This window comes from Thioalkalivibrio sp. ALMg9, from assembly GCF_000380625.1.
Classification (GTDB): Bacteria; Pseudomonadota; Gammaproteobacteria; order Ectothiorhodospirales; family Ectothiorhodospiraceae; genus Thioalkalivibrio; species Thioalkalivibrio versutus.
The window spans coordinates 1-26,150 of record NZ_AQYC01000003.1 but is presented as its reverse complement, the minus strand read 5'-3'; the positions used below and the strand labels follow the sequence as shown (position 1 = coordinate 26,150).

Here is a 26,150-nt window from a genome sequence, read left to right as displayed (position 1 = left end):
GGGGCGTTGGAGCCGACCGGTCGCCCCTGGCCCCGCTATGCGGGGCCAGGGCTGGAATGGTGCCTAGTAGAGGAAGTCGGGCAGGTGCTTGCGCAGGGTGGTGGCGTCGGTCGACTTGGTGATGTTCTTGGCGACCTCGGCGGTGACGCTATGGGCGACGGTCGGGTCCAGCATTTCGCGCAGGGCGCCCAGGAACGAGGGTGCGGCGACGATCACCAGTTTTTTGAAGGTGCCGTCGTTATGGGCGGACTTGAGGCGTTCGGCCACCTGACGGGCAAAGCGGTTGCGCTCGTTGGCGGCCGGGTCGGTGCTGTCCTGCATGGCGTGGCGGGCGTCCCCGCTGGCGCTGCTCCAGCTGCGCCCGGGACGATCCGAGACGAGATCCTGATTGTGGGCGCGGGATTCGCTGTGCGAGAGCGTCTCGCTCTCGTGCATCCCCTGGCAGGCACGGCCCTCGCAGGTGAAGATGCGGGCTCGTGCGGCGTCGGCGACAACGATCCAGACAGTATCCATGCAGATCCTCCTGTAGCGTATTCGGTGGCCCGACCGGCCGTTTCCTGACGTACCGGGCCGCTGTGGTGCCGGCCCGACAGGCATCGGCCCCATCTCCGAGTGTAGATGTTTTGCCGGTTTGCGGGTGCGGCTTGGCACGACGAAACGAACGTTCCGTGCGGGCGCGCACGGCTTGCCACGCGGTACCCTGAAGCCTCTCCCGTTCGTGCGCCGTGTTGCCCAAGGAAAAGACCCCATGAGCGTCCTCACCTGGCTGGGTATCCTCGTCTGCCTGTCCCAATCGGCGATTCTGTCCGGACTCAATCTCGGACTGTTCTCGCGCAGCAAGCTGGAGCTGGAGGTCGAGGCGCAGAAGGGTGACCGGCGCGCGGAGCGCCTGCTGGCCCTGCGCGCCGATGCCAACTTTGCCCTGGTGACCATTCTCTGGGGAAACGTCTCCGTCAACGTGCTGCTGGCGTTGTTGTCGGGTTCGGTGATGGGCGGCGTGGCGGCATTCCTGTTCTCTACCGTGGTGATCACGATCTTTGCCGAGATTCTGCCGCAGTCCTACTTTTCGCGGCATGCCCTGCGGGTCGCCGGGGCGCTGTATCCACTGCTGCGCTTCTACCAGATCCTGATGTACCCGGTGGCACGGCCCACTGCCTGGGTGCTGGACCGCTGGCTGGGGGGCGAGGAGATTCGCTTCTTCCCCGAGCGGGACCTGCATCACCTGATCGACCTGCACATGCAGGCCCACGGCAGCGAGATTACCCGGGTCGAGGGGCGGGGCGCGCGGAATTTCCTCGAGCTGGACGACATCCTGGTGCAACACGAGGGCCAGGCGCTGGCCCCGGACAGCGTGATCACGCTGGGCTTCGAGGCCGGGCGTCCGGTGTTCCCGGCGATCGAGTCCCGTACCGATGATGCGTTCCTGCGTCGACTCAATGGACCGGGTCGCAGCTGGATGGTGGTCATCGATCCCGAGGGCGAGCCGCGCACGGTGATCCGGGTCGCGGATTTTACCCGCGAGGCGCTGTTTGCGCCGGAGCGGTTCGATCCCCACCATCACTGCCATCACCCGCTGGTCGTGCGTGATGGCAGCCACCGGCTGGGCAGCCTGGTACCCCATTTCCGGGTGCGCCCGGCCAGCAGCGGTGACACGGTGGTTGGGGACGACGTGATCCTGCTGTGGACCGATAGTCAGCGCCGGATATTGAGTGGGTCGGATATCCTTGGGCGCCTCTTGCGCGGTGTCGGCCGGGAGGCCCCTGCGGACACGCCGGCGCCGGTTTGATTGTGATACCGGGGGGGGCGAATGGAGTTCAGGATCGTGGGAGGGGCGGGGATTGCCCCCTATCTGGAGGATGTTGCACGCCTGCGCATCGCAGTCTTCCGCGAGTGGCCATATCTCTACGACGGGAGCGCGGAGTACGAAGAGCGGTATCTGCAGGACTACGTCGGCTGCCCGGACAGTACGCTGGTACTCGCGCTGGAAGGTGATCGCGTCGTGGGGGCCTCCACTGCGCTGCCGCTGGCTGCGGCCGAGGCGGAATTCCAGGCCCCGTTCCTTGAGCAAGGACTGGACCCGGCGGCGTATTACTACCTGGCGGAATCGGTACTGGAGCCGGACTTCCGCGGCCAGGGAGACGCTGATTGAATCGCGCGCTCGCGCTCGAGTCGCTTTTGCGTGCGAACAAGGCGCGGCGACTGCCGTGCAGTCATTCTGCACAAGGGAGCCGCAACGCTGTTCGCGCGCCCGTTCTCGTCAACAACGGGCGGCCGAGCCCCTGCATTCAATCGCTTGTGGGGTTGGTGCCCCCTGTTCCCCGATCCTGCGTTGCGCCGCTTGCGGGTAGAACCACTACCCGCTGCACGACGCGCCTTGTCTCGGAAAACAGGGGGCACCAACGCGAGAGCGCGATTCAATCAGCGTCTCCCTCGGGGGCGGGGCATCGGTTCTTCGACGAGCGCGAGGCGGCAGCGCGGCGCCTGGGCTTTGCCCATGCCACCTTCTGCGCGGTGGTGCGCCCGGAGGATCACCCGCGACGCCCGGCCGGTTACCGGTCCCTGGACGGGTTCTGGAAAAAGCGCGGCTACCGGCGCGCCGAGGGGCGGGTTGGCCACTTCCCGTGGCCGGATATCGGCGAGAGGCAGGAGAGTCTCAAGCCATTGCAGTTCTGGTGGCGCCGGCTCTGACCCGATGCCGACATCCAGCCCGCAGTCGTTTTACGTTTTCGGGTCGTCGCCGCCCCGGTCGCTATCGTCAAGCAACCCGGCCAGCCCGGCAAAGGGGTTGTGGGTGGCCGAGGAGGTGCTCGCCGTATTGCCGCTGCCCGGAGTGGCGTCGGTGTAGCGCTGGTGTTCGTTGTCGTGGCAGTACAGGCAAAGCAGCTCCCAGTTGCTGCCGTCGGATGGATTGTTGTCGTGGTTGTGGTCGCGGTGGTGCACGGTTAGCTCGCGCAGATTGACGCGGGTGAATTCGCGCCCGCAGCGGCCGCATACCCACGGATACATCTTCAACGCTTGCTCGCGGTAGCCCTGTTCCCGTTCCGCCTGGTCGCGGCGGCTGCGGGCAACCAGGTCGTCGAGGCGGTTGGGGGTCGAGTGGCTCATAGGGCGTTCTCCGAAGGTTGGCTGGGTCCACCGTAGCGCCAGCGCGCGGTGGTGGCCAGAGAAACCCGAGTCAGTGCTTTTCGCGCAGGTACTGCGCCAGGGCGTCGGGCGAACGCTCGTGGCCCGAGGGGAGGCTTCCTTCGGGGTCCCGCAGCCAGGCGGCGACGTCGTCAAAGGTGGTCTCGGCCCCGGTATACCGGGTCAGCATGTGATAGCCCTCGGGGTAGAGCGCGGCCCGATGGTCATCGGATCCCTGGGCGGTCAGGGCCTCCAGCAGGCGCGCCAGGGGCAAGGGTGGCACCAGATCGTCGCGCGCTCCGTACAGCGTCAGGCTCGGTGGGGGCAAAGCCGGGCCCGCCTCCAGCGCGTGGGTCATCAGGGTGGTCAGGCCGTCCAGGGCATCGATGCGGGCATCACGCAACACCAGCGGGTCGTCACGCATCTGTTGTAGCACCGCGGGGTCATCGGTGGGGTGGATGTCGAGGTCAGCGGCCATCTCGCCGTCCAGGCGCCAGCCGGGCGCCAGGCGCGCCCCGAGCCACAGGCCGAAGCGCTGATACCAGGGCATGTCGCCACGGCTCCAGACCGCCGGGGCGATCAGGACCGTGCCGGCGACCCGGGGCGATGCAGTGGCGGAATCGGTCGTTTCCTCCATGGCCAGAAGCGCGACAGCGCCGCCCATGCTCTTGCCGATGAGGTAGGGCGTCTGGTCGGGGTAGCGCTCTTGCAGCAGCCGGAGTGCGGTGCGGGCGTCCTCGGCCAGCAGTCGGTGACCGGACCAGTAGCCGGCGTTGCGCGTGGCTCCGAAGCCGCGCTGGTCATAGGCATACACCGCAATGGCGTGCCCGGCCAGCGCCTCGCCCAGCGCCTGCATGCTGCCACCGTGGTCGTTGAAGCCGTGCAGGGCCAGCACAACCCGCTCGGGGGTGTCCGGCCCCCAGCGGTGCAGCGGCAGCCGGTCGCCATCCGCCGTGTGGATCACCTCGGAGGCGATCAGCGGGGTGCGGGTCTCGTCACCGGACGGGCTGGGTACCGTCCCGGCACAGCCGGCGAGCGATAGCGCGAGTGTCGGCGCCAGCAGACGCAAGGCCCTGCTAACGAGCATCGGACTCGTCGTCGCCTCCGTTGGTCGTGGTCTGCGCGCCGGGCGGGAACAGGAATTCGCCCGGACGTTCGCGCAGGTGGCGACCATAGGCGCGAACGACGCGGCCAAAGGTCCCGATGCGCACGCCACGGGCGCGCAGCGCAACGTACAGCGCGAGCCCGAAGCTGACCCACAGGTTAACTGCCCCGATCAGCAGCACGAACACCAGAAACAGGACGAACATGCCCAGCCCGGGCGCTTCGCTGGCGGTGACATAGCCGAGGTTGGCCGAGGCAAAGGCGACGTGCTGGATGTCCAGTGGCAGGTTCAGCAGGTAGCCGACATATCCGGTCACTCCCAGAAGCACGCCGAACAGGAAGTTGCCGATCAGTGCACCGTAGTTGTGGCCGATCCAGTCGGCCAGGCGGTGGCGTGCCCCGGTCGGCAGCAACCGGCGCAGCAGCGGATGCTCGCGCAGGCGGCCGGGCAGGTCGAGGTAGGCGCAGCGGTTGTCGAAGAAGCCCGCAATCAGGCCGGAGACGAACAGCCAGACTCCGGCGATCGCGGCAAAGAATAGCGCCAGGCCCATGATCGGGTGCAGCCCGTCCACGAGGTAGTCGACCTCACGACCGGACAGGACTGGTGCGCTGAACAGACCCGCCGCAAACAGACCGATCAGGATGGCGGTCGGCAGCGCGATGCCCACGTTGCCGAGTACTGCGGCGAACTGCGAACGGCCCACCCGCATCAGGAGATCGGCCATGGTTCGTGGATCGGCTGTGCCGCGTTCGCTTTCTTCGATGGCGGCGGCCAGACGCGCGGCGGTCATTGCCGGCTGCTTGGTGGCCACGGTGAAATGCAGGATGTGGATCAGCACAAAGCCGAGGCCGTAGTTCAGGCTCACCCACAGGGTGTTGACCGCGTGGGACAGTCCCAGGGATTCAATCTGGATCTTGATCAGGGCCATGACCGCGATGATCAGCCCGGCGCCGGCTCCGGAGCGCAGCATCTGGAAGTATTCGCTGCGCGACTGGGTGATGTAGTGCTCGCCGGTGTCGCTGACTTGCTGGGTGATGCTGCGCGAAACCAGCTTGATGTTGTCCTGCCATAGCGCGCGTACGCCGTGCTGGCGGGCGCTGATAGTGATGAGTTCGCGGAACACCCCGACCGAGGCCGCGCGCGTGTCGCGGTCCGCGTCCGGCTCCAGCAGGTCCAGTAGCTTGTGAATGCGGCCGAGGGTCTGGTCCAGACGTTCCAGAAGGTGGGTGAGCGACAGGCTGTTGCCATGGGTGATCGCCAGCTGGCGCAGGCGCGCGATCTGTTCGCTGCACTGCTCCAGTAGCACCCGGGCATGGCGGTCATCCATGCGCTCGTGATCGGGGTCTTCCAGCGCGGCTCGGTAGTCGCGCACATAGGCGGAGATCTCGCGCTCCTGGGCGACAAAGGCCGAGTTGTGCTCGGCGATCGACGGGTCCAGGCGCAGCAGTTCCGGCTCCAGCTCCTCCGCGGCCACCCAGATCGACAGCATCTCCAGGGCGTAGAGGATTTCTTCGCGTGCCCGTTGCAGGACCCCGGGGTGTTCCCCGGTCAGGCAGCCCAGGGCCTCCAGCAGGCGCCACCAGGCATCGTCCGGCAGGGCCGCAACCCAGGCGGCGTCATCGGTCTGGTGAAACACGTGATAAAGCACGTCTTTCAGGTCGCGCCGGTCCATCGGGCGCGGATTGATCCGCTCGTAGATCAGCTCCGCGGCCTCGCGGAAGAAACCCTTGCGCGAGAACAGCCCGATCCCGGTGTACAGCGTCAGGTGCCGGGCGTCCTCCAGCCCGTCCTCCAGGCGCTCACGCAGCCGGTCCTGCAGGCGCGGGTTCTCGCCCAGGGCGAGGGTCAACTGCTCAATACGGGAGATCACCGGCGCGACATTGCGCGGGTCCTCCGGGCGCAGCCAGTCCACGAGCTGTCGCAGGGTCTCGGCCAGATCGAGATCGGCGTCTTCCACGCTGGCGAGGAGGTGTTCCGCATCCTGCTTCGGCATGACAATCCCTGTGGCTGCGGGGTTGGCGTTGCATTATACGAGCGTCTTCCCGGGACGTGTGGCCGCCCGAAGGCCGGCCCGTGAAGGCACTCAACGTTGAGCTTGGGGCGCGCTGCGTTCACAATACGTCCTCCAATTCTCCCGCGTGTGCACGCGAGCCCGCCCATTTCGGGGCGGCTTGCATGAGGCGTGCGCGGATTCCCGCGCGGGTTCGGGCCGCGACGTGCGGGAACCATGGGCCGCGGGCCCTGGCCCAGAGCGAATCGATGATCCAGCTGCGCACCTACGTCTACATGGATTCCCTCCAGCCGCAGCTGGCGGAATACATGGCTACGGTCTCCCAGGGCTTCCTGCCCGTTCCGGGAGACTCCTGCCTGTGGGTGGAAGTGTCCCCGGGGATGGCGGTGCACCGCCTGACCGACGTCGCACTGAAGGCGACCAACGTGCACCTCGCGCAGCAGGTGGTGGAGCGCGAATTCGGTTCCATGGTGATCCACCACCGCGACCAGAGCGATGTGCAGGAGGCCGGCCGCGTGCTGCTGGCACGCCTGGGCGCCAGCCAGGACGATCGCCAGCCCTGCCGCATCCCGTGGCAGGAGACCATCCGCGGGATGACCCCGGATCACACCGTGCTGATCAACCGCCAGAACCGTCGCGGCAACATGATCCTGCCGGAACAGAGCATGTTCATCCTCGAGGCGGAGCCGGCGGGGTACATCATCTATGCCGCGAACCAGGCCCTGAAGGCCGCCAACGTCTCGCTGATCGACGTGCGTGCGGTGGGGGCCTTTGGCCGACTGACCCTGGCCGGCAGAGAGGGCGATGTGGACGAGGCCGCGCGCGCGGCGATCCACGCGCTGCACAACCCCGCCGGGACCTGAGATGCATCGCGCCCAGCTGCTGGACCTGCTCGCCCGACACCAGACGACCTTCATCGAGGAGGCCGGCTACGTCCGCCGCGCCCTGGAGTTCGTCAGCGAGCATCCGGACTGCTTCCACTGCGATCTCCTGCCCGCGCATGTAACCGGTTCCGCCTGGGTGGTCAGCCCCGATCGTGAGCAGGCCCTGTTGCTGCTGCACGGCAAGCACCACCGCTGGTTCCAGCCCGGCGGGCATGCCGACGGCCAGGCCGACATCCTGCAGGTGGCGCTGCGCGAGACCCACGAAGAGACTGGCCTTGCCCCCGAGCAGATCCGCCTGGTGGAAGAGGATGTCTTCGATCTCGACATCCACACCATCCCGGCCAGCCCGCATTTCCCGATGCACGAGCACATCGACGTGCGCTTCCTGCTGGAGATCGACGACCGCCTGCCGGTGCCCGGCAGCGACGAGTCGAACGACATCCTCTGGGTGCCGCTGCAGCACGTCTCGCGCTACAACAACTGCCGTTCCCTCTGGCGCATGGTGGAGAAGACCCGACGCCTGCGTACCTACCAGCACACCCACCTGCGCTGATCCTGCCCCGGCTTCGGCGCTTCCGTGCGCCGTTCCCGCGAACGCGAGTGGGCGCTATAGTCGCGGTCGGTTCCCTTGATGGATGCCCGCGTGTCGATACGATCCCTGCCGCGTTTGGCCTTGCTGCTGTCTCTGCTTCTGCTGCTTCCGCCAGCGGGTGCCGGCGAGGTGGAATCGCACACCGTCACGGTGACCGATCCCGCTGGCGTGGACCTGGAGGTCACCGTGTACCCGGCCGCCGGCGATCGAGTCTACCTCTGGCTGCTGCCACAGGCGGGCGAACACGCCAACCATGCGCGCCTCGGCCGCGAGCTTGCTGCGATGGGTGTCGAGGTCTGGCAGGTCGATCTGCTGGATGCCCATTTCCTCCCGCGCACCAACGAGAGCATGCGCAGCCTGGATGGCGTCAGCGTAGCGGCGCTACTGCGCGCGGCGCACGAGCAGACCGGCAAGCAGGTGATGCTGGTCGCCTCGGGCCGCCCGGCGATCACCGCCCTGCGCGGCCTGCGTCAGTGGCAGGAGGACGGCCCCGAAGCGGCCTACGTACTCGGTGCGGCGCTGGCCTTCCCCAACCTGATGGTCGACACGCCGGTGGCGGGTGCCCCCGCCGAGTTCGTCGATGTGGTGCGCGCCACCAGTCTGCCGGTCTTCCTGCTGCAGCCCGCACAGGGTGTCTATCGCTGGCACCTGGACGACATCCTGACCGACCTGCGCCGCGGCGGCAGTGCGGTGTTCGTGCAGACGGTCCCGGATGTGCGCGATTTCTATTACCTGCGCCGCACCGATCCCGAGCCGGAGGAACAGGCCGCGGCCGAGCGCCTGCCTGCACAACTGCTGCAGGCGGGCCGGCTCCTGGCCAGCGTCCCGCGCCCGCTGGCGGCCGCGCCGCTGCCGGAGGCCACCCGTGCGATCGAAGTCGGCCGCGGGCTGGTGGAGCGCGATCGTCCACGGCCGGTCGCGGACTTCGCGCTGACCGATCACCTGGGTGACGAGCAGTCGCTGTCCGATTACGACGGCCAGGTGGTGCTGCTGAATTTCTGGGCCAGCTGGTGTCCGCCCTGCGTGCACGAGATCCCGTCGATGAACCGCATGGCCGAGACCCTGGGCGAGGGCTTCGCCATCGTATCGGTCAATTATCAGGAAAGCGCCGAGCACATCACGGCCTTCATGCAAGAGGTGCAGGTGGATTTCCCGGTCCTGATGGACTTCGACGGACGGGTGGCTGCCGATTGGCGCGTTTTTGCCTTCCCCAGTTCGTTTATTCTCGATCGTGACGGCCGCGTGCGCTATTCGGTCAACAGCGCCATCGAATGGGACGACCCCGACGTCATTGCCACCGTAGAGGCCCTGATGGCGGAGCCGAAGTAGCCGGTGGGCTGGCTGTCGGAGTCACCGTTGATTCGCCACCCATCCCGTCATTGCGAGCTCAGCAATCGGGCGGGGCTGAGCCCTTGTCTGGCCGATTGCTTCGCTGCGCTCGCAACGACGAGGCAGGCGTCCTCTCGGGTTAGCCGTCGGTGTCGCCCTCGACCGTGGTCAGGCCGAAGGCGTGCCACATCTGCATGCCGCCGCGGTACCACTTGAGGCGCTCGGCCGGGTAGCCGAGGAGGCCCCCGAATCGGCTTCCGGAAGGATTGTTAATATCCGGTCTCCTGCATGTTGTATGTGATAGCCTTCACAAAAATGAAAGGTCGCGGGTTAGGGGGCTGATGGACAGGGGAGTGGAGTATGACCGGGCGCGCATGCCCAGGGTCTTTGTCGGGAAGTGGGCACGGGTCACTTGCGGCGTTGTGCTGCCATGGATCCTGTCGGTCCCCGGCTACGCTGCAACTCTGGACCAGGAGCGCGAACAGGCCGTTGCACTTGCCCAGGAAGGACGGGTGTTCGAGGCCGCCGAGCGCTTGCGTGCGCTGGAGGCCCGCTCCCCGAATCAGCCCCGCCTGCAAGCGGACCTGATTGTTGTGTTGCGTCTGGTCGGGGATAACGCGGCGATCGTCTCTCGAACCCAGGACCTCGATCCCGAGTCCGTCCCGGACTATGCCCACATGAGCTGGGCCTTCGCCCTGCGTGACGAAGGCGAATTTGCGGCAGCGGCGGCTATCCTGCGCGACTCTAGGAAAAGGCTGGGTAGTTCCGCGCAGATCCTTTTCGCCGTGGCCAGCGCCGAGGCAGGTGATGCAGCAACGGCGCGCCAGGCCCTTGCGGAAATCGACCCCTTGCCCGAATCGGTTCAGGAGCTGGCTCTGATGGCGTATGGCTTGCGCCAGTCGGATACACCGCGTCAGGCCCTGGCAATGGCCAATCGTGCGCGCGCCCGCGATCCGCAGCATCCTCTGGCTTTTCAGGAGCAGACACTGGCCTTGTGGACGCTTGGGGCCAGCAACCGGGCGTTTGCCGCGATGCAGGAACGCCCGGACCTGTTCGAGGTCGATGTTCGCTATCAGGCCGAGGCGGATGCGATCGCGGCGGATATCCGGCAGGCACTGGATATCCGCTCCAAGCTGGAGGCCGAAGGCCGCCACGAAGAGCGGGACCGGGAGCTGAATCGGGTCCTGGCCAGCGCGGACGAATTTCTTTCGCGCATCCCGGAGGCGCATCCGCAGCATTTGCGGGTCCGTTTCGATCGAATCGCCTTGTTGCGGGAACTCGAGCGAATGCCGGAGACGGTTGCGGCGTTCGAGGCACTACCGGAGCGCACAATCGCCCCGGCCTATGTGCGTCGAGCGGCGGCCGATGCCTACCTGGCTGAAGAGCAGCCCGAAACGGCCCTGCCCCTGTACGAGTCCCTGGTTCCGGAGGACGAGCCGCCGGAGGTCTCGTTGCTGCTGGACCTCTATTACACGCACATCGCGCTCGAGGAATATTCCGCGGCGGCGGATCTGCTTGAGCGCGCCCAGCGCCACACGCCGGTCTGGCTGGATATCGATCCGGATCGTGATCCGATCCCCAACTGGGAGCGGGTCGACGTCGATCAGCTTCGGGTGTATGACGCGGCCTATCGCCAGGATCTCGATCGAGCCTGGGAACGCAGTGGAGAACTGGTCCGCCAGGCTCCGGCCCACGCCGGCCTGCGGAACACCCAGGCGCGCATGGCTCGCTGGCGCGGCTGGCCGGCGCGCTCGCGGGACATCACCGAAGTGGCGGAGCGCTGGGCGCCCGATGCACGGGATACGCGACTCAATCGGGCGGAGAATGCGCGCGACCTGGGCGAGCACGACACCTGGGTCCGGGAAGTCGAGTCCCTGCGGGCCGATTATCCCCGCAGTACGGATGTTCAGCGCCTGTCCGAAGAGCTGGAAGACCGTGGCCGCCCCTCCATCGAGAGCGAGGTCGTTTTTGGCCGGACATCGGGTGGCGAAGGGCTGGTAAGCGGTGATCGCGACCGGGAATGGCGTACCCGACTGAATTCGCCCTGGTCCGATCATCCACTTCGGGCCTTTCTGGAACATCGCTACACCACGGCGTCATTCGGCGATATCGATGGACGCTATGACCGCATTGGTGCGGGCATCGAGTGGGACGCGCGGCGCCAGCAGGCCTGGTTGCGCTTCGATCGTGATCTCAAGGGGGATGCCAATCCCGGGATCGCGGCCGGATGGTCGCGGTGGCTCGGTGACCACTGGCGGATCGGCGTCGAAGCGGACAGCTACTCGATGGAGACGCCCTTGCGGGCGATCGAAGCGGGTCTGAAAGGCTGGTCGGCCTCAGCTTCCGTGGACTGGCGGGCCCACGAATCCCTCTCGGCGTATGCCAACGTGGGCCTGTTGTCGATTGATGACGGCAATCGCCGGAGCTCGCTGGGCGGGGGCGTCACACGACGAGTGTATGCCAGTGCCCACCACACGACCGATGTGGGCACCGATTTCTTTTTCCAGAACAACAGCCAGCCGGGCGGACCCTATTTCAACCCGGAGCAGTCGGCCAGCACCTCCGTTCGGGTGGACCACGACTGGATTACCTGGCGTGACTACGACCGGGCCTTTACGCAACATTTTCACGCCGCGGTCGGTACGGGCTACCAGTCCGGGTTTGGCAGTGACCCGACGGTGGCGCTGCGCTACGAGCATCGCTGGGATCTGGATCGTCGCTGGTCCGTCGACTACGGCCTCGGCTGGGGTTCCACCACCTACGATGGTGACCGGGAAGACCGGCTGTTCGGGCTTGTGCGCCTGCGAGGGACCTTCTGATGCGTCGTCTTATGATCATCCTGCTGATGCTTGCGGGGGTATCGCATGGCCTAGTGCATGCGCAGGACGCCTTCACGATCCCGGATGGGCACTTCCTCGCGCTTTCCTATCACGATGTACGCGACGACGTGCAGCCGGGGAGGGATGCGGACCCGTACGCCGTCAGCACGCAGCGGCTGGTGGAATGGTTTGACTGGATGGAGCGGCAGGGGTGGCGGCCGGTTTCGTTGCAGCAGATCGTTGATGCCCGCGAGGGAAGGGAGCCGCTGCCGGCCAATGCGGTGCTGCTGACCTTCGATGATGGTCTGGCCAGTGTCTACAGCCACGTGTTCCCGTTGTTGCAGGCCTATGAGTATCCGGCGCTGGTCGCGCTGCAGACCGGTTGGTTGGAGACCGTCTGGGCGGGCGAGGATGTCACCTACAACCCCGAGACATTCGCGGATGTCGCGAGCCCCGAGCCGGCAGCGGATCAGCCCCCGCCCGGGACCGTCACGTACAACGAAGCGCCGCTCGGAGCCGAGGGCTTTCTGGCGCTGTCCGAGTTGCGCGAGATGCAGGCATCGGGGCTGGTGGAATTCGCCAGTCACAGTCACGACCTGCATCGCGGCATCCTGGCCAACCCGCAGGGGAACGAGCAGCCAGCGGCCATTACGCGTCGTTATGACCCGGAAATCGGCCGTTACGAGGACCACGACACGTTCCGTCAGCGGATCCTCGATGACATGCGGGCCAGCAATGCCTCGCTGGAGGCGATGGTAGGTGTTGCGCCGCGCGCCATCGTCTGGCCGTACGGCGCTCACAGTGCGGAGGTGGACGCGCTGGCGACGGAGGCCGGGATGCCCTGGTCGATCTCGCTAGGCGCGGACCCGGTCAACCACCCGGAACAAGCGCGGGTCAACCGCTTGCTGATCAGTGGAGATCCGCGGCCGGTACAGATTGCGCAGAGCGCGCGTCCCGAATCCGCGACACGCGCGACATCGCTGCAGCCACAGCGGGTGGTCCATGTGGATCTTGACTACGTCTACGATCCCGATCCGGAGCAGACCAATCGCAATCTCGGTGTACTCCTGGACCGCATCCAACGGATGCAGGTCCGCACGGTCTACCTGCAAGCCTTTGCCGACCCGAACGGTGACGGCAACGCGGATGCGTTGTACTTTCCGAATCGGCACCTGCCCGTGCGTGCCGACTTGTTCAATCGCGTCGCCTGGCAGTTGCGGACGCGGGCCGGCGTGCGCGTGTATGCCTGGATGCCACTGCTCTCCTTTGATCTGCCCGATCAGGACCTCCATGCCGAACTGTCGGTGCAGCGGCCCGGGCCCGAAGGTGCCCCCGTGCCGGCGGATCGTGACTATCGCCGCCTGAGTCCGTTTCTTCCTCAGTCCCTGGAGATTGTCGGCGAGATCTACGAGGACCTCGGGATGGCGGCAAGCGGTATTGCCGGGGTGTTGATCCACGACGACGCCTACCTGGCAGCCGACGAGGACCTGGCGGCCTGTCAGGACGGAGCGCGCTGGCCCGGAACGGACCGCCCGCTCTCGGATTGCACTCTGCGGCCGGAGGAGAAGACCCAGGCCCTGATCGATTTCGGGGAAGAGGTGATCGGCCGGCTGCGCTATTTCACCAATCTGTCTCTCGAATTTCGCACCGCGCGCAACCTGTATGCGCGGGTGATTCTCGAACCGGAAGCCGAGGAGCGGTTCGCCCAGGCGCTGCCCGCTGCGGTCGAGGCATACGACGAGGTCGCCATCATGGCCATGCCCTGGCTGGACGGGACCGAGCTTCCGCCGGATGTCTGGCTGGCCCGACTCGCGGATGCGGTGGACGAGCAGATCGGGGGCTTCGAGGACGTTGTATTCGAGTTGCAGGCGCGTGACTGGCGAGGCGAAGGCCGCTGGCTGGAAGCGACGCTCTTGCGCGACTGGATGGAGCAGCTTGTGCGGCGCGGGGTGCTGAACTTCGGGTACTACCCGGACGACTTCCTGCGGGATCAGCCGGAATTCGGCCCCACGTTCGAGGGCATGTCTCTGAATGCCTTCCCTCATCCGCGATAGGGAGTCGGCATGACCTTCAACGCCCTGACCAATTTTGCCTTCTTCTACCCGCTAATCATGGCCTGGGTCTGGATCATTGGGGGCGTCTGGTATTACCTCCGCTGGGAGCGCCGCAAGGGGGCCGATCCCGATCATCCGCCCGACAGTGGCAGTCTGGCTGCGTGCAGCATCATCATTCCTTGCTTCAACGAGGCAGAGGTGATTCGCGACACGATCCATTACGCCCATGCGAGCGAGTACCACGACTTCGAGATCATCGCCGTCAACGATGGCAGCAGCGATGCAAGCCCCGAGATCCTCGAACAATTGACTCACGAGTATCCCCGTCTGCGCGTGGTGCACCTGGCCAGCAATCAGGGCAAGGCCGTTGCCCTGCGGACCGGGGCACTGGCGGCGCAGAACGACTTTCTGATCTGCATCGACGGCGACGCGTTGCTGCATCCGAACGCTGTGGCCTGGATGATGTTCCACCTGACTTCGGGTCCCCGAGTGGGCGCCGTTACCGGTAACCCGCGCATCGTCAATCGCAGCAGCCTGCTGGGCAAGCTTCAGGTTGGGGAGTTCTCGGCCACCATCGGTCTGATCAAGCGCGCCCAGCGAGTCTACGGGCGCATATTCACCGTCTCGGGCGTGATCGCGGGTTTTCGTCGCACGGCCCTCGATCGGGTCGGGTACTGGAGCAGCGACATGGTCACCGAGGACATCGATATCTCCTGGCGGCTCCAGCTCGACCACTGGGACATACGATACGAGCCCAATGCGCTGTCTTACATCTACATGCCGGAGACTCTGGCAGGACTTTGGCGTCAGCGCCTGCGCTGGGCTCAAGGGGGGGTGGAGACGGTGCTCCGCCACGGCGCCAGTCTGTTCCATTGGCCCAAGCGGCGGCTATGGGGCGTGGCCCTCGAGTATGGGGTCAGTATCGTCTGGGCCTACGTCATGTTTGTCATCATCCTTGTGGCCTTTCTGGGTCTGGTGATCGAGCTTCCGGAAGGCTGGATCCAGCCGGGGCTGCTGCCGCAATGGGCGGGCGTAATTCTCGGACTGACCGCGCTGATGCAGTTCCTCGTCAGTTTGATGATTGATCGTCGCTACGAGGTCGATGGCCGGTTTTTCCGCAATTATTTCTGGGTGATCTGGTATCCACTGGCGTTCTGGCTGTTGTCCATGGTCACCACGGTCGTGGCGGTCCCGCGCGCCCTTCTCAAGCGTTCCGGAGAGCGTGCTCGATGGATCAGCCCGGATCGCGGGCTGCGGCCCCCGGAAGAATGAGCCCATGAAGCACTTGCGACCGCGTGTTCCCAAAATGATCGACCGCTCGGATCTGGAGCCGAGTAGAAAGCGCTATATCAGTCAGTTGGTCAGTCTTGTTGGATGGGGCATCTGGATCTACCTGTTCACACCCCTGATCGCATTGGTCGGGTGGGCGCTGGGCGTGGAGTTGTTCGAGCGCTACATCCTGGATGATCCCATGGGCACGTTGCGGGCAATTCAAACGTACGCCATCGCGATTGTCTCGGCGGGCGCGATCTTCATAGGGTGGGCCGGTTACAACTGGTTCCGCTTTCACAACAAGGAACGTCGGCGCGCACCGGAACCGGTCGGGACCGAGGAGTTGGCCCGGCATTTCGGCATCGATCGTGACGAGGCCGAGATTATCGCAACGGCTCGCATTGTGACGGTTCATTTTGATGAGACCGCACGGATCGTCGATGTCCAGACCATGGTTCCGCGAGCTCCATCGGAGCTCGCAGGCGATTCCGACGAATCCAGTGACTCTGACCCGCCGGCGGACCCGAATGGGGAGCGCCGCTACGGCTGACTGGCGGTGGTTTCTTTGTACGCCCGTTATTGGTTGGCCTTGCCGCCCGCGGGGTTACCTACACGCCGGATTGCTTCGCAGCGCTCGCAATGACGAGATGGACGCCAAGCGGGCTAGTCGCTGGTCTCGCCCTCGACCGTGGTCAGGCCGAAGGCGTGCCACATCTGCATGCCGCCGCGGTACCACTTGATGCGCTCGGCCGGGTAGCCGAGGTTGGTCAGGGTGCGGATGTTGGTGGGTGACTGGCCGCACCAGGGGCCGTTGCAGAACAGCACCAGGGTCTTCGCCCGGCTGAAGTCGTAGAAGTCGCCGTCGAAGATTGCGCCGAAGTCTTCGGTCAGCACGTTGCGCACGTCGTCCGGGTCCGCGCCGGAGGCGAAGTGCAGGCGGTCCCAGGGGATGTTGACGGCGCCGGGGATGGTGCCGCGGCGGTATTCGCGCGGGGTGCGCGAATCGATGATCACCAGGTCGTCGCGCTCCGTGGTCTGCTGGAGGTAGTCGATGAACTCCAGTTCGCCCAGGGTCTCGACGCCGCGGCCAAGGCTCATCGGCTGGATGCAGAACGGCGGGCAGGGCCGCGCGATCTGTGCGTAGTCGAGGTCGATGGTCGCGAAGGTGTCCTGGTCGCGGGCTACCGTCACGGTCTCGTTGCCGTGGCGCACGTCGAATGCGGCCATGTCGGCGGTGATGCCGACCTCCGTTTCCGCGAATGCCGGAGCGGTCAGGAACAGGACCGCCGCTGCGAGCAGGCTCGATCGCACTTTTCGTGCGCTAAAGGGTGCTTTCATGGGGGTGTCTCCGCTACGTCTCTCATACGTCGAACGTAGTCTCGAACTGCGGCGCTTGCGCGAAATTACGCCTGCCCGCGTGGGCATTTCCTGACCCGGCACGGTCCTGCACGAGGGGGCGCGCGATCCATCAGGCTTGGGGTGACCGATGATGTACGGACGCCTCGGTATTCGGGGAGTCGTGCAGGTCTGGTAGGGTGCGCGCTCGTTCGCGCGGGGCAGGTGCGCGCAGGATTGCGTCCAGAGGAAGGAAGGTGTTTGTGCTGCGAGGAATGCGTACGTTTTGGGTGGCCGGCATTGCGCTGGTGGCCACCGGGTGTTCCATCACCCAGTCGATTGAGCCACTGGATGCGGTGGATGTCAGCCTGGTCTGCGTGCTCGACAACCCCGAGATCCACATGGCTGGATTTCAGCCCGAGATGCGCGAACTGATCGAGCAGCGAGGTATCCGCACGGACGTCTATTCCGGTTCCCGCCCTGCACGGTGTTCGCATTACCTGGAACACACCGCGAACTGGAAGTGGGATCTGGCAATGTACCTCTCGTACGCCGATCTTCGCGTCTATGACGCCCAGGGCCTGGCGGGGCAGGCCACCTACGATGCCCGCAGCGGTAGCGGGCGGATGGACAAGTTCGGGCCGACCCGAGAGAAGCTGGCGCCGCTCGTGGACGAGCTGTTCGCGCAAGTGAATGCCGTGGAGTTGATCCGCGGAGGTGAACAGGCGGATCAGGGACGCGATGAAGACTCCGACGGCCGTTCGGTCGAGGCGCGACTGGAAGAGCTGGATCGCTTGCACGACCGGGGGCTGATTACCGAAGCGGCCTACGAGGAGCGCCTGCGCGCCATCCTGGCGGATCTTTAGCACGCCCCGCGCGGCGCCGCGCCCTTTCCCGACCGCTACGCGTCTTCGTCCAGCAGGTCGCGGATCTGGTCGATCACGCCGGGTTCGGTCCATTCGATGGCGCCGAACAGGTAGTAGCGCAGGCGGCCCTTGCGGTCGACGACGTAGCTGGTGGGGTAGGCCATCGCGCGCCAGTCGTCGAGGGAGTCCTGTTCCGGATCGAGGAGGATGGTGAACTCGGTCTGCACCTCGTCCTCGATGAAGCGTTGGATGGTGTCCTCGTCCTCGCCCAGGTTCACCGCCAGGATGCGAAAGCCTTCGTCGCGCAGTTCGTCCTCCAGCAGTTGCATGGACGGCATCTCGTGCACGCAGGGCGGGCACCAGCTGGCCCAGAAATTGATCAGCACCACCTCGCCGCGATAGTCCTCCAGTCGATGGATATCCCCCGCCAGGTCGGGCCGCTCCAGCGGCGGGGCCGCCACGGGTTCATCCAGGGCGTTGAGCTGTGCGTCGGTGCCGCTTGGGGTGCGTACTGCCAGGTCCGTGTCCGGTCCGGCCACGGCGGGTGTGCGTTGATGAGGCAGCCGCGTCAGCAGTTCCAAGGCGAAGATGATTTCGCGGTGGAAGGTCTCGCTGGCGAGTCGCTCGGCTTCGGTCGCATCGGGGCGGAAGAAGAAGCGGTCGCGGATCCCGGGAAGCAGGCGCGCCCCCACTGCACTGCCGCCCTCGGTCAGCCCGCTGCGAATCCGCCCGAGATGCTGGCGCTGGGGCGACTGGGCCGGTTGCAGGATGTACACCGGCAGATTGGTCAGCCGGACGATGGGTTGTAGTTCGGCCTCATCGGTATCCACGCCGGTATGCAGGAAGGGGCTGGTCATCAGCAGTCCGGCCAGGTAGTCCGCCTCGGGGTGGGCTTGTTGCCACTGGTACAGGCCGGTGAGCAGCCAGGGCAGGGCACGGTCATGCCCGAAGGCATAGACCGGTCGTCCGGTATCGGTGTGGGTTGCCTCGATCAGGTCCGTCACCGTGGCGGTGGGCATGTCGTCGAAGCTGGATGCCGCCTCGGGCAGGAAGTGGCCGGTGAACGGATCGGCCAGCCAGGTCTCGACCCCGGCCGCCTGCAGCGCCAGCGCCTGTTGTCGATGGCCGTCCTGCAGGCCGTGTTCGGAGGGGAACCACAAAAGCACGGCGTCGCCATCGGCGCGATAGCGTTCCACCGGGATCTCGGCCCCGCCGGCCTCGATCGAAGCGGCGGCGTCGACTGCGCCCGTCGGGCCGTTCGCCTCCTGCGCCAGTGCGGCGAACGGGATCATCAGCAGGGCCGCGAGGGCAAACAGGCGTACGAGAATACGGTGTGTCATGGAAACCTTGGTGAAGGGGCTCGGGAATAGACGCGCGAGAGCTTGATATTGCTCCACGGATCTCCTGCAGGGTGTCAGGATTGTGTTCGCAGTCGGGGATTCCGGTCCCTACAACGCGGGCATGCCTGCAACGGGTATGGGTTCGGCGGGGGCGATCATGATGCGGTCACGTCCGCCGTCCTTCGCGGCGTACAGGGCCTGGTCGGCGCGTCCCAGCAGCGAGTCCATGGTGTCGCCGGGGTGGAAGCTGGCGATCCCGGCCGAGCAGGTCTGGCCGTTGGGCATCGCGGTGCGCAGGCGTTCCAGCACGCGGCGGGCCTGCTGCGCATCAATGTGCGGGAACACCACCACGAATTCCTCGCCGCCAAAACGTGCCAGCAGGTCCGTGGGCCGCAGGATGGGACGCCAGGCATCCACCATTTCCTGCAGCAGGGCATCGCCGGCTGCATGGCCGTGGGAATCGTTGAAGCGCTTGAAGTGGTCAATATCCAGGAATGCGAGGTTGAGCGGGCCCTGGGTGCGTTCGGCGCGGGCGATCTCGCGGGTTAACTGTTCTTCCAGGTGGCGACGATTGCCGGCCCCGGTCAGCGGGTCGGTACGCGAGAGGTTCTCCAGGCGCTTGGCCTGGTGCTGGGTCTCGCGCAGCAATCCAGCCATGCGGTACAACACCAGCAGGAACAGCAGGATGGAGGCGATCGCCGCAACGCGAATGATCTCCATCTCGCTGCCCGCCGTGAACAGGATCACCATCGGCACCAGGACGGACGCGGCGCCCAGCACGAGCAGACGCCGGCCGGAGAGCTCGGCGTGCGAGATGTGTGCGCGCGGTTCGGTCTTCGCGGAAGGATGCCATGCCGCCGCCACGATCAGGGAATAGGCAATCAACCAGAAGGCATCGGTCAGTCCGCCCGCGGTGTACCAGCCGGTGGAGTTGCCGTGGGCGTAGAGCAGGTCGGCCGTCAGATAGGCGAGCATCCCCAGGAGGAGGAAACTGTGGGCCGTGATGCCGGTTCGGTGGAGGAACACCAGGCGCAGGACCAGGGGCAGCAGGATCAGGTCCGCGACCGGATAGCCCGTGGATACCAGCAGTTGCAGCCAGGTCAGGTCGGGGTCGTAGGTGTAGGGTGCGATCAGCAGGGCCCACCCGAGCACCGCGGCCGAAATGCCCACGATCAGGGCATCCACAAACGCGCCGTCGTCGCGTGCGGTCTGGCTTCCCAGTTGCCACAGCGCGATGGCGAACAGCGGGTATACCGACAGGTAGAAGATATCCGCGGCTGAGGGGAAGGGTTCCAGGCCCTGCAGATCGAGCCAGTACCAGATGCCGTGGCCGATGGCCGCCAGCGTCAGTACGGTGGCGATCAGGCCCCAGGCGGTCGCGGCGAATGGCCTCGGCCGGCGCAGTGCGGCGATGCCGACAGCGAGGGCAGCGCTTGTGGTGCCCAGCACGTAGAGACTGCTGGCCAGCAGGCCATAGGGCAGGGCGACATAGGTTGCGGTCAGCAGGAGGCCAATGCCCAGAAGAACCTGCCAGGTATCCGGCCGAACGGCCCGGGCGCCGCGATGGTTTCCCCCGTCAGCGCAGTGCGTGTCGTCGTGCTGGATACTGGCCCATTTCCCCATGGATAATATGGTGACAGACCGATTGCGGGTTGTCCCGTTTCGGCATGCCTCTTGAGCCGCTCAGCCGGGCGCCACGGGCTACAAATAGCCCGTGGCGCCCGGCAGGTTACGTTACAGGCCGATCAGTTCGGCGTGGACACCGGTCGCGGTTACCGTGTCCAGCAGCTTGCGGCTGTCGACCCGTTCCGGATCGTACTCCACCACCATCAGGTGGGGCCGTTCGTCGTGACTGGAGGCGGCCATGACGCCGGGGAGTTCACGCAGGGTGTCCTGGATGCGCTCGCGGGCCGCGTGGTCGGTGTTTTCGTCGATGTGGATGGTGACATCCGCCATGTGATTGCTCATTGGGGGTTCCTTCGGCTGCTGGGCCGTGTGCCTTTACCCTGAATATAGACACTGTACGGGGTGGCTCAAGCGGAGGCCTGGCCGGCGGCGGAACAGGGGGCTATGGTGGAGGGATGGACGCCACAAGGAGAATCACGATGCGAGCGATCTGGCTGGGACTGGCCCTTGCCGCGGTAGGTAGTACCGCGCAGGCCGAAGAACTGACGGGCGACACGCTGCTGGAGGCCGCCAACGCCGAGATCACCAACATCGACAAGGAGGGCCTGCAGGAGTGGATCGCCAGCGAGCCGGACCATGTCGTGATCGACGTGCGCACCCGCACCGAGATCGAGCACACCGGCGGGCAGATCCGGTCCAGCGAGACGCTCAATATCCCGCGTGGCTGGATCGAGTTCGAGGTGCCCGGCGAGATCCCGGACAAGGACACCCCGATCGTCGTCTATTGCGGCCAGAACCTGCGCAGCGTGGCCGCCGCGCAGACCCTGCAGCAGATGGGCTACACCAACGTGCAGAACTACCCCGGCGGCTTCTTCGAGTGGCAGGACGCGGGCCTGCCACTGTACGTGCTCGACAAGGCGCGCGACTCGTTCCTTTATGACCGGCCGCAGGAGGTGACCGATGGCGTGTGGTCGGCGATCGGCGCGACCCAGCCCTCCACCTACGAGAACTCCGGCCACAACAACAACCTGTCGTTCATCATTACCGAGGACGGCGTGGTGGTGATGAACGCCGGCGACAACTACCTGCTGGCGAAATCACTGCACGAGGAGATCCGGAAGCTCACCGACCAGCCAGTGAAATACGTGGTGCTGGAGAACGCCCAGGGCCATGCCATGCTCGGCATGACCTACTGGCAGGAGCAGGGCGCCACGGTGATCGCGCACAAGGATGCCTGGCGCGAGATCGAGGCCAACGGCCAGGCCAGCCTGGAGGGCGCGGCCAATCGTACCCGCGACAAGGCGTTCATGACCGAGCTGGGTACGCCGGATGTGACCTTCGCCACCCGCCTCGACCTGGACATGGGTGGCGAGACCATCCAGATCCGCTACCTCGGACCGGGCCATGCCCCGGGCGATATCGCCATCTGGGCGCCCGCGCGCAAGGCGCTCATTACCGGCGACCTGGCCTTTCACCAGCGCATGCTCCCGATCTTCGATTACACCGATACCGCCGGCTGGATCGAGACCTGGCACGAACTGGAGGCCCTGGATGCCGACTACATCATCCCGGGTCACGGCGAGCCGGTGAATGACTTCGACGTGCTGCGCCTCTACACCCACGACTACCTCGTGCATCTGCGCGAGGAGGTCCAGCGCATCCTCGACGAGGGCGGCACGCTGAACGATGCCTACAACATCGACCAGTCCGCCTACCGCCACCTGGACACCTACGGCGAGCTGCACCGTCAAAACGCCGGCCGCGTTTTCCGCACCATGGAGTTCGAGGACTTCTGAACCAGAATCCGGGTGCGGTGACCCGGTCATTGCGATCGCAGCGAAGCAATCTCCATCCGAAACCACCGGACCCAGGGTCGACTCAGGGTCCGGTGGTATATCCCTGGGCGGGACCGGCGGCATTGGGCTCGGTCGACAAGCTCGCAAAGCCTTTTTCTCACCCCATATCGGCTTGCATATGGCATTCACCAGATATTCGCGCTAAATTAGAACGAACGTTCGGTTCGGTTGTGGTGATGACGGAAAACCCGAAGCAATCAGTGCGCGGTGCCGCGCTGCGCAAGCTCGTGCTGGATACCGCCCTGGAGCGGTTCAGTCGTGATGGCTATTTCAATACCTCCATCCATGACATCCGTCGCCAGGCCGGGGTCTCCATCGGCTCGATCTATCACCACTTCGGCAACAAGGAGGCGCTGGCCAAGGCGCTGTACGACGACCTGCTGCAACGCATGGACGCCGGCCTGGCCGAGGTGATGGGGCGCGAGAGTGACTGCCGTGCGCGCTGTGACGGGATCATCGCGTTCCTGTTCCAGGCCGCGATCGAGGCCCCTCAGACCCTGCGCTTCGTGCTGGAGGCGCGCCACCGCGAGTTCCTTCCGGACGAGCCGCCGGTGTGTTCCTCGCAGCCGTTCCAGCGCATGCGCGAGTGCATCGAGCAGGGCATCGAGCGTGGCGAGGTACGACCGATGGAGGTTCCGGTAGCCGCTACCGCCGCGTTCGGCGGCGCGATCCGCCTGCTGCACCTGCACCTCGACGGTGTCCTGGAGCAACCGCTGGCGCACTACCTGGCCGAGACGCAGGAGGCCGCCTGGCGCGCCATCGTCATGACCCCTGCGGACAACCCGTAACCCCGCTTCCACCACGAAGGAGAGTCCCCTGATGAAGATCGTTGCTTCCCTGTTCCTGCTGTTTGCCTTGTCCCTGTCCGCCTTGAGCGTCCAGGCCGATACCCCCACCGATGCCCGGGCCCTGGAGGGCGTCGAGCAGGGCCGCGTGGTGTTCGACCTGAACAACAACGACCCGGAGATGCTGGCGCTGTACCTGATGGTGATTCGCGAGACCTTTGAAGACCTGAACGATCAAGGTGTCGAGCCGGACATGATTCTGGCGTTTCGCGGGCGGGCCGTGACCATGGTGTCCGAGGACCGCGAACGCTTCGATCTGACCGAGTTCGACCACCTCGACGCCATCGAGGAGCACGTGGCTGCGTTGAAGGAGAAGGGCGTTCGCATGGAGTCCTGTGCCGTGGCCACCCGCCTGTTCGGGGTCGAACATGGCGAGCTGCTGCCCGGCATCGAACCGGTGCGCAACACCTTCGTCTCCCTGACCGGCTATCAGGCGCAGGGCTACGCGGTCATCCCCATCTACTGAGTCCGAGTGATTCAGGCTCCGAGTCCGGGGACGAGACACCCGGACCTAAACCACGAAAGGAGGAGTATCCATGCGAAACCGAATAGTGATCCTGCTTGTGGCCCTGCTGCTGCCGCTCGGGCTGGGTTCGACGGCCGCCGCCGAGGGCCTGGACAACCGCGAGGCGACCCAGGGCATCGAGACCATGCGAGCGGTGTACGACATGCGCAAGTCCGACCCGAACGTGATGCTCGCCTATTTGCGTGGCATCGCCACCAACCACGAGAACCTGATCAAGGAGGGTGTGGAGCCCGATCTGCGCATGGTCTTCATCGCTGAGGCCGTCAAGTTCATCACCACGGACCCCGAGCCGGAGATCGCCATCGACCACGGCGACACCCTGGAAGAGATCGCCAAGGCCGTCGAACGCCTCGATGAGCTGGGCGTGAAGATGGAGGTCTGCGGCGCCGCGACCCGCGCCTACGGGGTGGACAACGACAAGGTGCTGGACGCGATCCAGCCGGTCCGCAGTGGGTTCATCGCCGTCATGGGGTACCAGAACCAGGGCTACGCACTGGTCCCCGTCTACTGAGTTCCCGTCGGCCCTCACACGGGCCCGTTCTTGTCGTCGCAGGGAGGCGACGACTGTTTTGCCGGCAGCGGAGTGGAAAACCGCTGCGAACCTGTCCGGGGGGCGTCGGGCGCACGGGGCATCCGTGACCCGGTCTCCCTGATCATCGGTCCCTCCTCTATCGGCCTCGAGTGACGCCCTCCACTCGGCCCCGTGCTTTTCGAATACCATGCTGCGCGAGATTCGGGAGTTGCTCCGGCGGGAAACCTTGCGGGCGGGGCGGTGTCCCAGCCTCGCGTGCTGCCAAACGGCATTGGCGCGAAGTGATTTCGCACCGTGGGCGCCCCGGACGATCGAACCGGGGCGCCCACGGCCCTCACCGAATCCACGGGATCAACGCAATGCCCAGCAGTCGTGATCTGCTTGACGGACTGGCCCACCTGACGGGGATCCGCAATGCCCGGCGTCTGGAGTACAGCCTGCTCAAGACGCTGGACGACATCTAAGAGTGCCCTCATCTGGGCGATTCAGCTTGATGCAGAAGGCCAGCCCCGGAGCCTGCATACCTTTGATCGCAAGCACGATGCCGTGATGACGGTGCCGTTCGATCCCGAGGATCAGCCTGTGCCCGCCGGGTTGCTGGAGCAGGCGTTGGCGACCGGTCAGCCGGTTTCGGAGGCCGACGTGTCCGGCCGTCGGGTCTCGGTCTTTCCGATGTCCGGGCTCAACGAGTTCAGTATCTGCCTGGTGTTTTCATTCGATGGCGATGGCGCGTCACTGGATGCACGCCTGGTCAAGAGTTTCCTTTCGGTGTATCGCAACTTCGTCAAGCTGATTGATGACGCCCAGACCGATGAGCTCACCGGTCTGCTTAACCGCAAGACCTTCGACGACAATTTTCGCGACCTTGCGACACTGGAGCGCAGCGTCCACCGGCCGGGCCTGGAGGAGGACCGCCGCCAGGAGGCCGATCCCGAGGAGACTCAGATCTGGCTGGGCGTGATCGACATCGACGACTTCAAGAAGGTCAATGACGGATTCGGCCATGTCTACGGCGACGAGGTGTTGATTCTGCTCGCGCGGCTGCTGCAACAGAGTTTCCGCGACAATGACTTGGTCTATCGCTTTGGCGGCGAGGAGTTCGTGGTGCTGGCCGAGGTTGCCGGTGCCGACAGGGCGGCCGCAGCCTTCGAACGCCTGAAACACGCGGTCGCCGCCTACACCTTGCCGCGGGTCGGCCGGGTTACGACCAGTATCGGCGTGACCCAGTTGCGCCCCTATGTCGACTTCCCGTAAATTCGGTCCATTGAAAACTGGAGGTCTCCGGGCACACTAGAGCCAAAGGAGGCCGAGATGCGCAAGAGTCGGTTTACGGAGAGTCAGATTGTTCAGACGCTGAAGCAGGTCGAAGGCGGCCGGAAGGTGAAGGACGTCTGTCGGGAGATCGGGGTCTCTGAGGCGACCTACTACCAGTGGAAGTCGAAGTACGGTGGCATGGAGGCTGCGGACGTCCGACGGCTGAAGGAGCTGGAGGACGAGAACAACCGGCTCAAACGGATGTATGCCGAGCTGGCCCTGGAGAACACGGCCCTGAAGGACGTGATCACAAAAAAGCTCTGAGCCCGGACGATAAGCGCCGTGTGGTCACTGCGTTGACGCAGGACCACGGGCTGAGTCAGCGCCGGGCCTGTCAGGCGGCAGGGGTTGCGCGGTCGGTGGTGCGGTACCGCAAGCAACCGGACCGGGACGATGCGGTGATCGCGCTACTGCAGGAGTTGGTGGAGCGCTATCCGGAACGGGGCTTTGGCAAGCTGTTCAAGCTGATCCGGCGTCGGGGCATGCCCTGGAACCACAAGCGGGTCTGGCGCGTGTACTGCGCCCTGAAGCTGAACCTGCGGCGCAAGGGCAAGCGCCGTTTGCCACCACGGGAGCCACGGCCCCTGGCGTCGACCGAGGCCCCCAACGCGTGCTGGTCGGCGGACTTTATGTCGGATGCGCTATGGGACGGACGGCGCTTTCGCACCTTCAACGTGGTGGATGACTTCAACCGGGAAGCGCTGGCCGTGGAGATCGATCT

The 26,150-nt window shown here is 65.5% G+C and carries 22 protein-coding genes and 4 pseudogenes; 17 read left to right on the top strand and 9 right to left on the bottom strand.

What is annotated here, in order from left to right:
- Positions 1-63: 63 nt before the first annotated feature.
- The gene (locus tag F792_RS0100210; protein ID WP_018146209.1) at positions 64-513 is read right to left on the bottom strand and encodes a host attachment protein; all 450 of its coding nucleotides are present in this window, start codon (positions 511-513) and stop codon (positions 64-66) included.
- A gap of 235 nt (positions 514-748) precedes the next feature.
- On the opposite strand from F792_RS0100210, the gene F792_RS0100205 reads away from it, so the two are divergent.
- The 3 genes and pseudogenes from F792_RS0100205 to F792_RS14360 all read left to right on the top strand — a co-directional run bounded on the left by F792_RS0100205 (position 749) and on the right by F792_RS14360 (position 2,688).
- Positions 749-1,786 (top strand): DUF21 domain-containing protein, encoded by a 1,038-nt coding sequence (locus tag F792_RS0100205; protein ID WP_018167884.1) that lies wholly within the window; start codon positions 749-751, stop codon positions 1,784-1,786.
- 21 nt (positions 1,787-1,807) lie between these two features.
- Positions 1,808-2,134, top strand: a pseudogene (locus tag F792_RS14070) (hypothetical protein); the annotation flags it as partial.
- Between the two features lie 11 nt (positions 2,135-2,145).
- Positions 2,146-2,688, top strand: coding sequence for a hypothetical protein (locus F792_RS14360; protein ID WP_231362617.1), 543 nt, complete (start codon positions 2,146-2,148; stop codon positions 2,686-2,688).
- A 30-nt stretch (positions 2,689-2,718) separates the two neighbouring features.
- On the opposite strand, the gene F792_RS0100190 is transcribed toward F792_RS14360, so the two are convergent.
- From F792_RS0100190 to F792_RS0100180, 3 genes are all read right to left on the bottom strand, one after another.
- Positions 2,719-3,105 carry a YajD family HNH nuclease gene (locus tag F792_RS0100190; protein WP_018167882.1) on the bottom strand — a complete coding sequence of 129 codons (387 nt, stop codon included), beginning with the start codon at positions 3,103-3,105 and terminating at the stop codon, positions 2,719-2,721.
- A gap of 70 nt (positions 3,106-3,175) precedes the next feature.
- Positions 3,176-4,210, bottom strand: coding sequence for an alpha/beta fold hydrolase (locus tag F792_RS0100185; protein ID WP_196799397.1), 1,035 nt, complete (start codon positions 4,208-4,210; stop codon positions 3,176-3,178).
- Positions 4,200-6,221 (bottom strand): site-specific recombinase, encoded by a 2,022-nt coding sequence (locus tag F792_RS0100180; protein ID WP_018167880.1) that lies wholly within the window; start codon positions 6,219-6,221, stop codon positions 4,200-4,202. The genes F792_RS0100185 and F792_RS0100180 overlap by 11 nt, the downstream gene beginning before the upstream one ends.
- Before the next feature lie 266 nt (positions 6,222-6,487).
- On the opposite strand from F792_RS0100180, the gene F792_RS0100175 reads away from it, so the two are divergent.
- From F792_RS0100175 to F792_RS0100165, 3 genes are all read left to right on the top strand, one after another.
- Positions 6,488-7,102, top strand: a complete 615-nt coding sequence (locus F792_RS0100175) for a BMC domain-containing protein (protein WP_018167879.1) — start codon at positions 6,488-6,490, stop codon at positions 7,100-7,102.
- A 1-nt stretch (position 7,103) separates the two neighbouring features.
- Positions 7,104-7,676 carry an NUDIX hydrolase gene (locus F792_RS0100170; protein ID WP_018167878.1) on the top strand — a complete coding sequence of 191 codons (573 nt, stop codon included), beginning with the start codon at positions 7,104-7,106 and terminating at the stop codon, positions 7,674-7,676.
- 78 nt (positions 7,677-7,754) lie between these two features.
- Positions 7,755-9,044: a TlpA disulfide reductase family protein gene (locus F792_RS0100165; protein ID WP_018167877.1), complete on the top strand. Its 1,290-nt coding sequence runs from the start codon at positions 7,755-7,757 to the stop codon at positions 9,042-9,044.
- A 139-nt stretch (positions 9,045-9,183) separates the two neighbouring features.
- Here the strand turns inward: F792_RS0100165 and F792_RS14785 are convergent.
- Positions 9,184-9,288, bottom strand: a pseudogene (locus F792_RS14785) (rhodanese-like domain-containing protein); the annotation flags it as partial.
- Between the two features lie 178 nt (positions 9,289-9,466).
- Here F792_RS14785 and pgaA point away from each other — a divergent pair.
- Genes pgaA through pgaD form a run of 4 tightly spaced genes read left to right on the top strand, consistent with a single transcriptional unit; the run spans position 9,467 to position 15,739 of the window.
- The gene (gene pgaA / locus F792_RS0100160; RefSeq protein ID WP_018167876.1) at positions 9,467-11,863 is read left to right on the top strand and encodes a poly-beta-1,6 N-acetyl-D-glucosamine export porin PgaA; all 2,397 of its coding nucleotides are present in this window, start codon (positions 9,467-9,469) and stop codon (positions 11,861-11,863) included.
- On the top strand, positions 11,863-13,917 hold the full coding sequence (pgaB, locus tag F792_RS0100155) for a poly-beta-1,6-N-acetyl-D-glucosamine N-deacetylase PgaB (protein ID WP_018167875.1): 2,055 nt from the start codon (positions 11,863-11,865) through the stop codon (positions 13,915-13,917). The genes pgaA and pgaB overlap by 1 nt, the downstream gene beginning before the upstream one ends.
- A gap of 9 nt (positions 13,918-13,926) precedes the next feature.
- Entirely contained in the window at positions 13,927-15,189 is a 1,263-nt protein-coding gene (gene pgaC / locus F792_RS0100150) for a poly-beta-1,6-N-acetyl-D-glucosamine synthase (RefSeq protein WP_018167874.1), read from the top strand.
- A gap of 34 nt (positions 15,190-15,223) precedes the next feature.
- Positions 15,224-15,739 (top strand): poly-beta-1,6-N-acetyl-D-glucosamine biosynthesis protein PgaD, encoded by a 516-nt coding sequence (pgaD, locus tag F792_RS0100145; protein WP_018167873.1) that lies wholly within the window; start codon positions 15,224-15,226, stop codon positions 15,737-15,739.
- Between the two features lie 113 nt (positions 15,740-15,852).
- Here pgaD and F792_RS0100140 read toward each other — a convergent pair whose 3' ends face one another.
- Positions 15,853-16,527 carry a rhodanese-like domain-containing protein gene (locus F792_RS0100140; RefSeq protein ID WP_026304796.1) on the bottom strand — a complete coding sequence of 225 codons (675 nt, stop codon included), beginning with the start codon at positions 16,525-16,527 and terminating at the stop codon, positions 15,853-15,855.
- Between the two features lie 272 nt (positions 16,528-16,799).
- On the opposite strand from F792_RS0100140, the gene F792_RS0100135 reads away from it, so the two are divergent.
- Positions 16,800-17,390 (top strand): Sbal_3080 family lipoprotein, encoded by a 591-nt coding sequence (locus F792_RS0100135; protein WP_018167871.1) that lies wholly within the window; start codon positions 16,800-16,802, stop codon positions 17,388-17,390.
- A 35-nt stretch (positions 17,391-17,425) separates the two neighbouring features.
- Here F792_RS0100135 and F792_RS0100130 read toward each other — a convergent pair whose 3' ends face one another.
- The 3 genes from F792_RS0100130 to F792_RS0100120 form a co-directional block, all read right to left on the bottom strand.
- Positions 17,426-18,730 (bottom strand): TlpA disulfide reductase family protein, encoded by a 1,305-nt coding sequence (locus tag F792_RS0100130; RefSeq protein WP_018167870.1) that lies wholly within the window; start codon positions 18,728-18,730, stop codon positions 17,426-17,428.
- Between the two features lie 108 nt (positions 18,731-18,838).
- Positions 18,839-20,353 (bottom strand): GGDEF domain-containing protein, encoded by a 1,515-nt coding sequence (locus tag F792_RS0100125; RefSeq protein ID WP_018167869.1) that lies wholly within the window; start codon positions 20,351-20,353, stop codon positions 18,839-18,841.
- Positions 20,354-20,464: 111 nt separating this feature from the next.
- Positions 20,465-20,698 (bottom strand): hypothetical protein, encoded by a 234-nt coding sequence (locus F792_RS0100120; RefSeq protein ID WP_018146192.1) that lies wholly within the window; start codon positions 20,696-20,698, stop codon positions 20,465-20,467.
- A 137-nt stretch (positions 20,699-20,835) separates the two neighbouring features.
- Here F792_RS0100120 and F792_RS0100115 point away from each other — a divergent pair, with 137 nt between their 5' ends.
- The 6 genes and pseudogenes from F792_RS0100115 to F792_RS14355 all read left to right on the top strand — a co-directional run.
- Complete coding sequence (locus tag F792_RS0100115) at positions 20,836-22,152, top strand: rhodanese-like domain-containing protein (protein WP_018167868.1); 1,317 nt, start codon at positions 20,836-20,838, stop codon at positions 22,150-22,152.
- A 236-nt stretch (positions 22,153-22,388) separates the two neighbouring features.
- The gene (locus F792_RS0100110; protein WP_018167867.1) at positions 22,389-23,000 is read left to right on the top strand and encodes a TetR/AcrR family transcriptional regulator; all 612 of its coding nucleotides are present in this window, start codon (positions 22,389-22,391) and stop codon (positions 22,998-23,000) included.
- 31 nt (positions 23,001-23,031) lie between these two features.
- Positions 23,032-23,523, top strand: a complete 492-nt coding sequence (locus F792_RS0100105; RefSeq protein ID WP_018167866.1) for a DsrE family protein — start codon at positions 23,032-23,034, stop codon at positions 23,521-23,523.
- A 70-nt stretch (positions 23,524-23,593) separates the two neighbouring features.
- Complete coding sequence (locus F792_RS0100100) at positions 23,594-24,094, top strand: DsrE family protein (protein ID WP_026305863.1); 501 nt, start codon at positions 23,594-23,596, stop codon at positions 24,092-24,094.
- Between the two features lie 380 nt (positions 24,095-24,474).
- A pseudogene (locus F792_RS14065) lies at positions 24,475-25,354 on the top strand (GGDEF domain-containing protein); the annotation flags it as partial.
- Between the two features lie 72 nt (positions 25,355-25,426).
- Positions 25,427-26,150 (top strand): annotated as a pseudogene (locus F792_RS14355) (IS3 family transposase); the annotation flags it as partial.

Bases quoted from the DNA above. Each gene is read 5' to 3' on its own strand.
- F792_RS0100105 (WP_018167866.1), top strand. From the start codon at position 23,032: ATGAAGATCGTTGCTTCCCTGTTCCTGCTGTTTGCCTTGTCCCTGTCC.
- F792_RS0100165 (WP_018167877.1), top strand. From the start codon at position 7,755: ATGGATGCCCGCGTGTCGATACGATCCCTGCCGCGTTTGGCCTTGCTG.
- F792_RS0100170 (WP_018167878.1), top strand. From the start codon at position 7,104: ATGCATCGCGCCCAGCTGCTGGACCTGCTCGCCCGACACCAGACGACC.
- F792_RS0100190 (WP_018167882.1), bottom strand. From the start codon at position 3,105: ATGAGCCACTCGACCCCCAACCGCCTCGACGACCTGGTTGCCCGCAGC.
- pgaB (WP_018167875.1), top strand. From the start codon at position 11,863: ATGCGTCGTCTTATGATCATCCTGCTGATGCTTGCGGGGGTATCGCAT.
- F792_RS0100125 (WP_018167869.1), bottom strand. From the start codon at position 20,353: ATGGGGAAATGGGCCAGTATCCAGCACGACGACACGCACTGCGCTGAC.
- F792_RS0100120 (WP_018146192.1), bottom strand. From the start codon at position 20,698: ATGAGCAATCACATGGCGGATGTCACCATCCACATCGACGAAAACACC.
- F792_RS0100185 (WP_196799397.1), bottom strand. From the start codon at position 4,210: ATGCTCGTTAGCAGGGCCTTGCGTCTGCTGGCGCCGACACTCGCGCTA.
- F792_RS0100135 (WP_018167871.1), top strand. From the start codon at position 16,800: ATGCGTACGTTTTGGGTGGCCGGCATTGCGCTGGTGGCCACCGGGTGT.
- F792_RS0100130 (WP_018167870.1), bottom strand. From the start codon at position 18,730: ATGACACACCGTATTCTCGTACGCCTGTTTGCCCTCGCGGCCCTGCTG.
- F792_RS0100115 (WP_018167868.1), top strand. From the start codon at position 20,836: ATGCGAGCGATCTGGCTGGGACTGGCCCTTGCCGCGGTAGGTAGTACC.
- F792_RS0100210 (WP_018146209.1), bottom strand. From the start codon at position 513: ATGGATACTGTCTGGATCGTTGTCGCCGACGCCGCACGAGCCCGCATC.
- F792_RS0100110 (WP_018167867.1), top strand. From the start codon at position 22,389: ATGACGGAAAACCCGAAGCAATCAGTGCGCGGTGCCGCGCTGCGCAAG.
- pgaD (WP_018167873.1), top strand. From the start codon at position 15,224: ATGATCGACCGCTCGGATCTGGAGCCGAGTAGAAAGCGCTATATCAGT.
- F792_RS0100140 (WP_026304796.1), bottom strand. From the start codon at position 16,527: ATGAAAGCACCCTTTAGCGCACGAAAAGTGCGATCGAGCCTGCTCGCA.
- F792_RS0100100 (WP_026305863.1), top strand. From the start codon at position 23,594: ATGCGAAACCGAATAGTGATCCTGCTTGTGGCCCTGCTGCTGCCGCTC.
- F792_RS0100175 (WP_018167879.1), top strand. From the start codon at position 6,488: ATGATCCAGCTGCGCACCTACGTCTACATGGATTCCCTCCAGCCGCAG.
- F792_RS0100180 (WP_018167880.1), bottom strand. From the start codon at position 6,221: ATGCCGAAGCAGGATGCGGAACACCTCCTCGCCAGCGTGGAAGACGCC.
- F792_RS0100205 (WP_018167884.1), top strand. From the start codon at position 749: ATGAGCGTCCTCACCTGGCTGGGTATCCTCGTCTGCCTGTCCCAATCG.
- pgaC (WP_018167874.1), top strand. From the start codon at position 13,927: ATGACCTTCAACGCCCTGACCAATTTTGCCTTCTTCTACCCGCTAATC.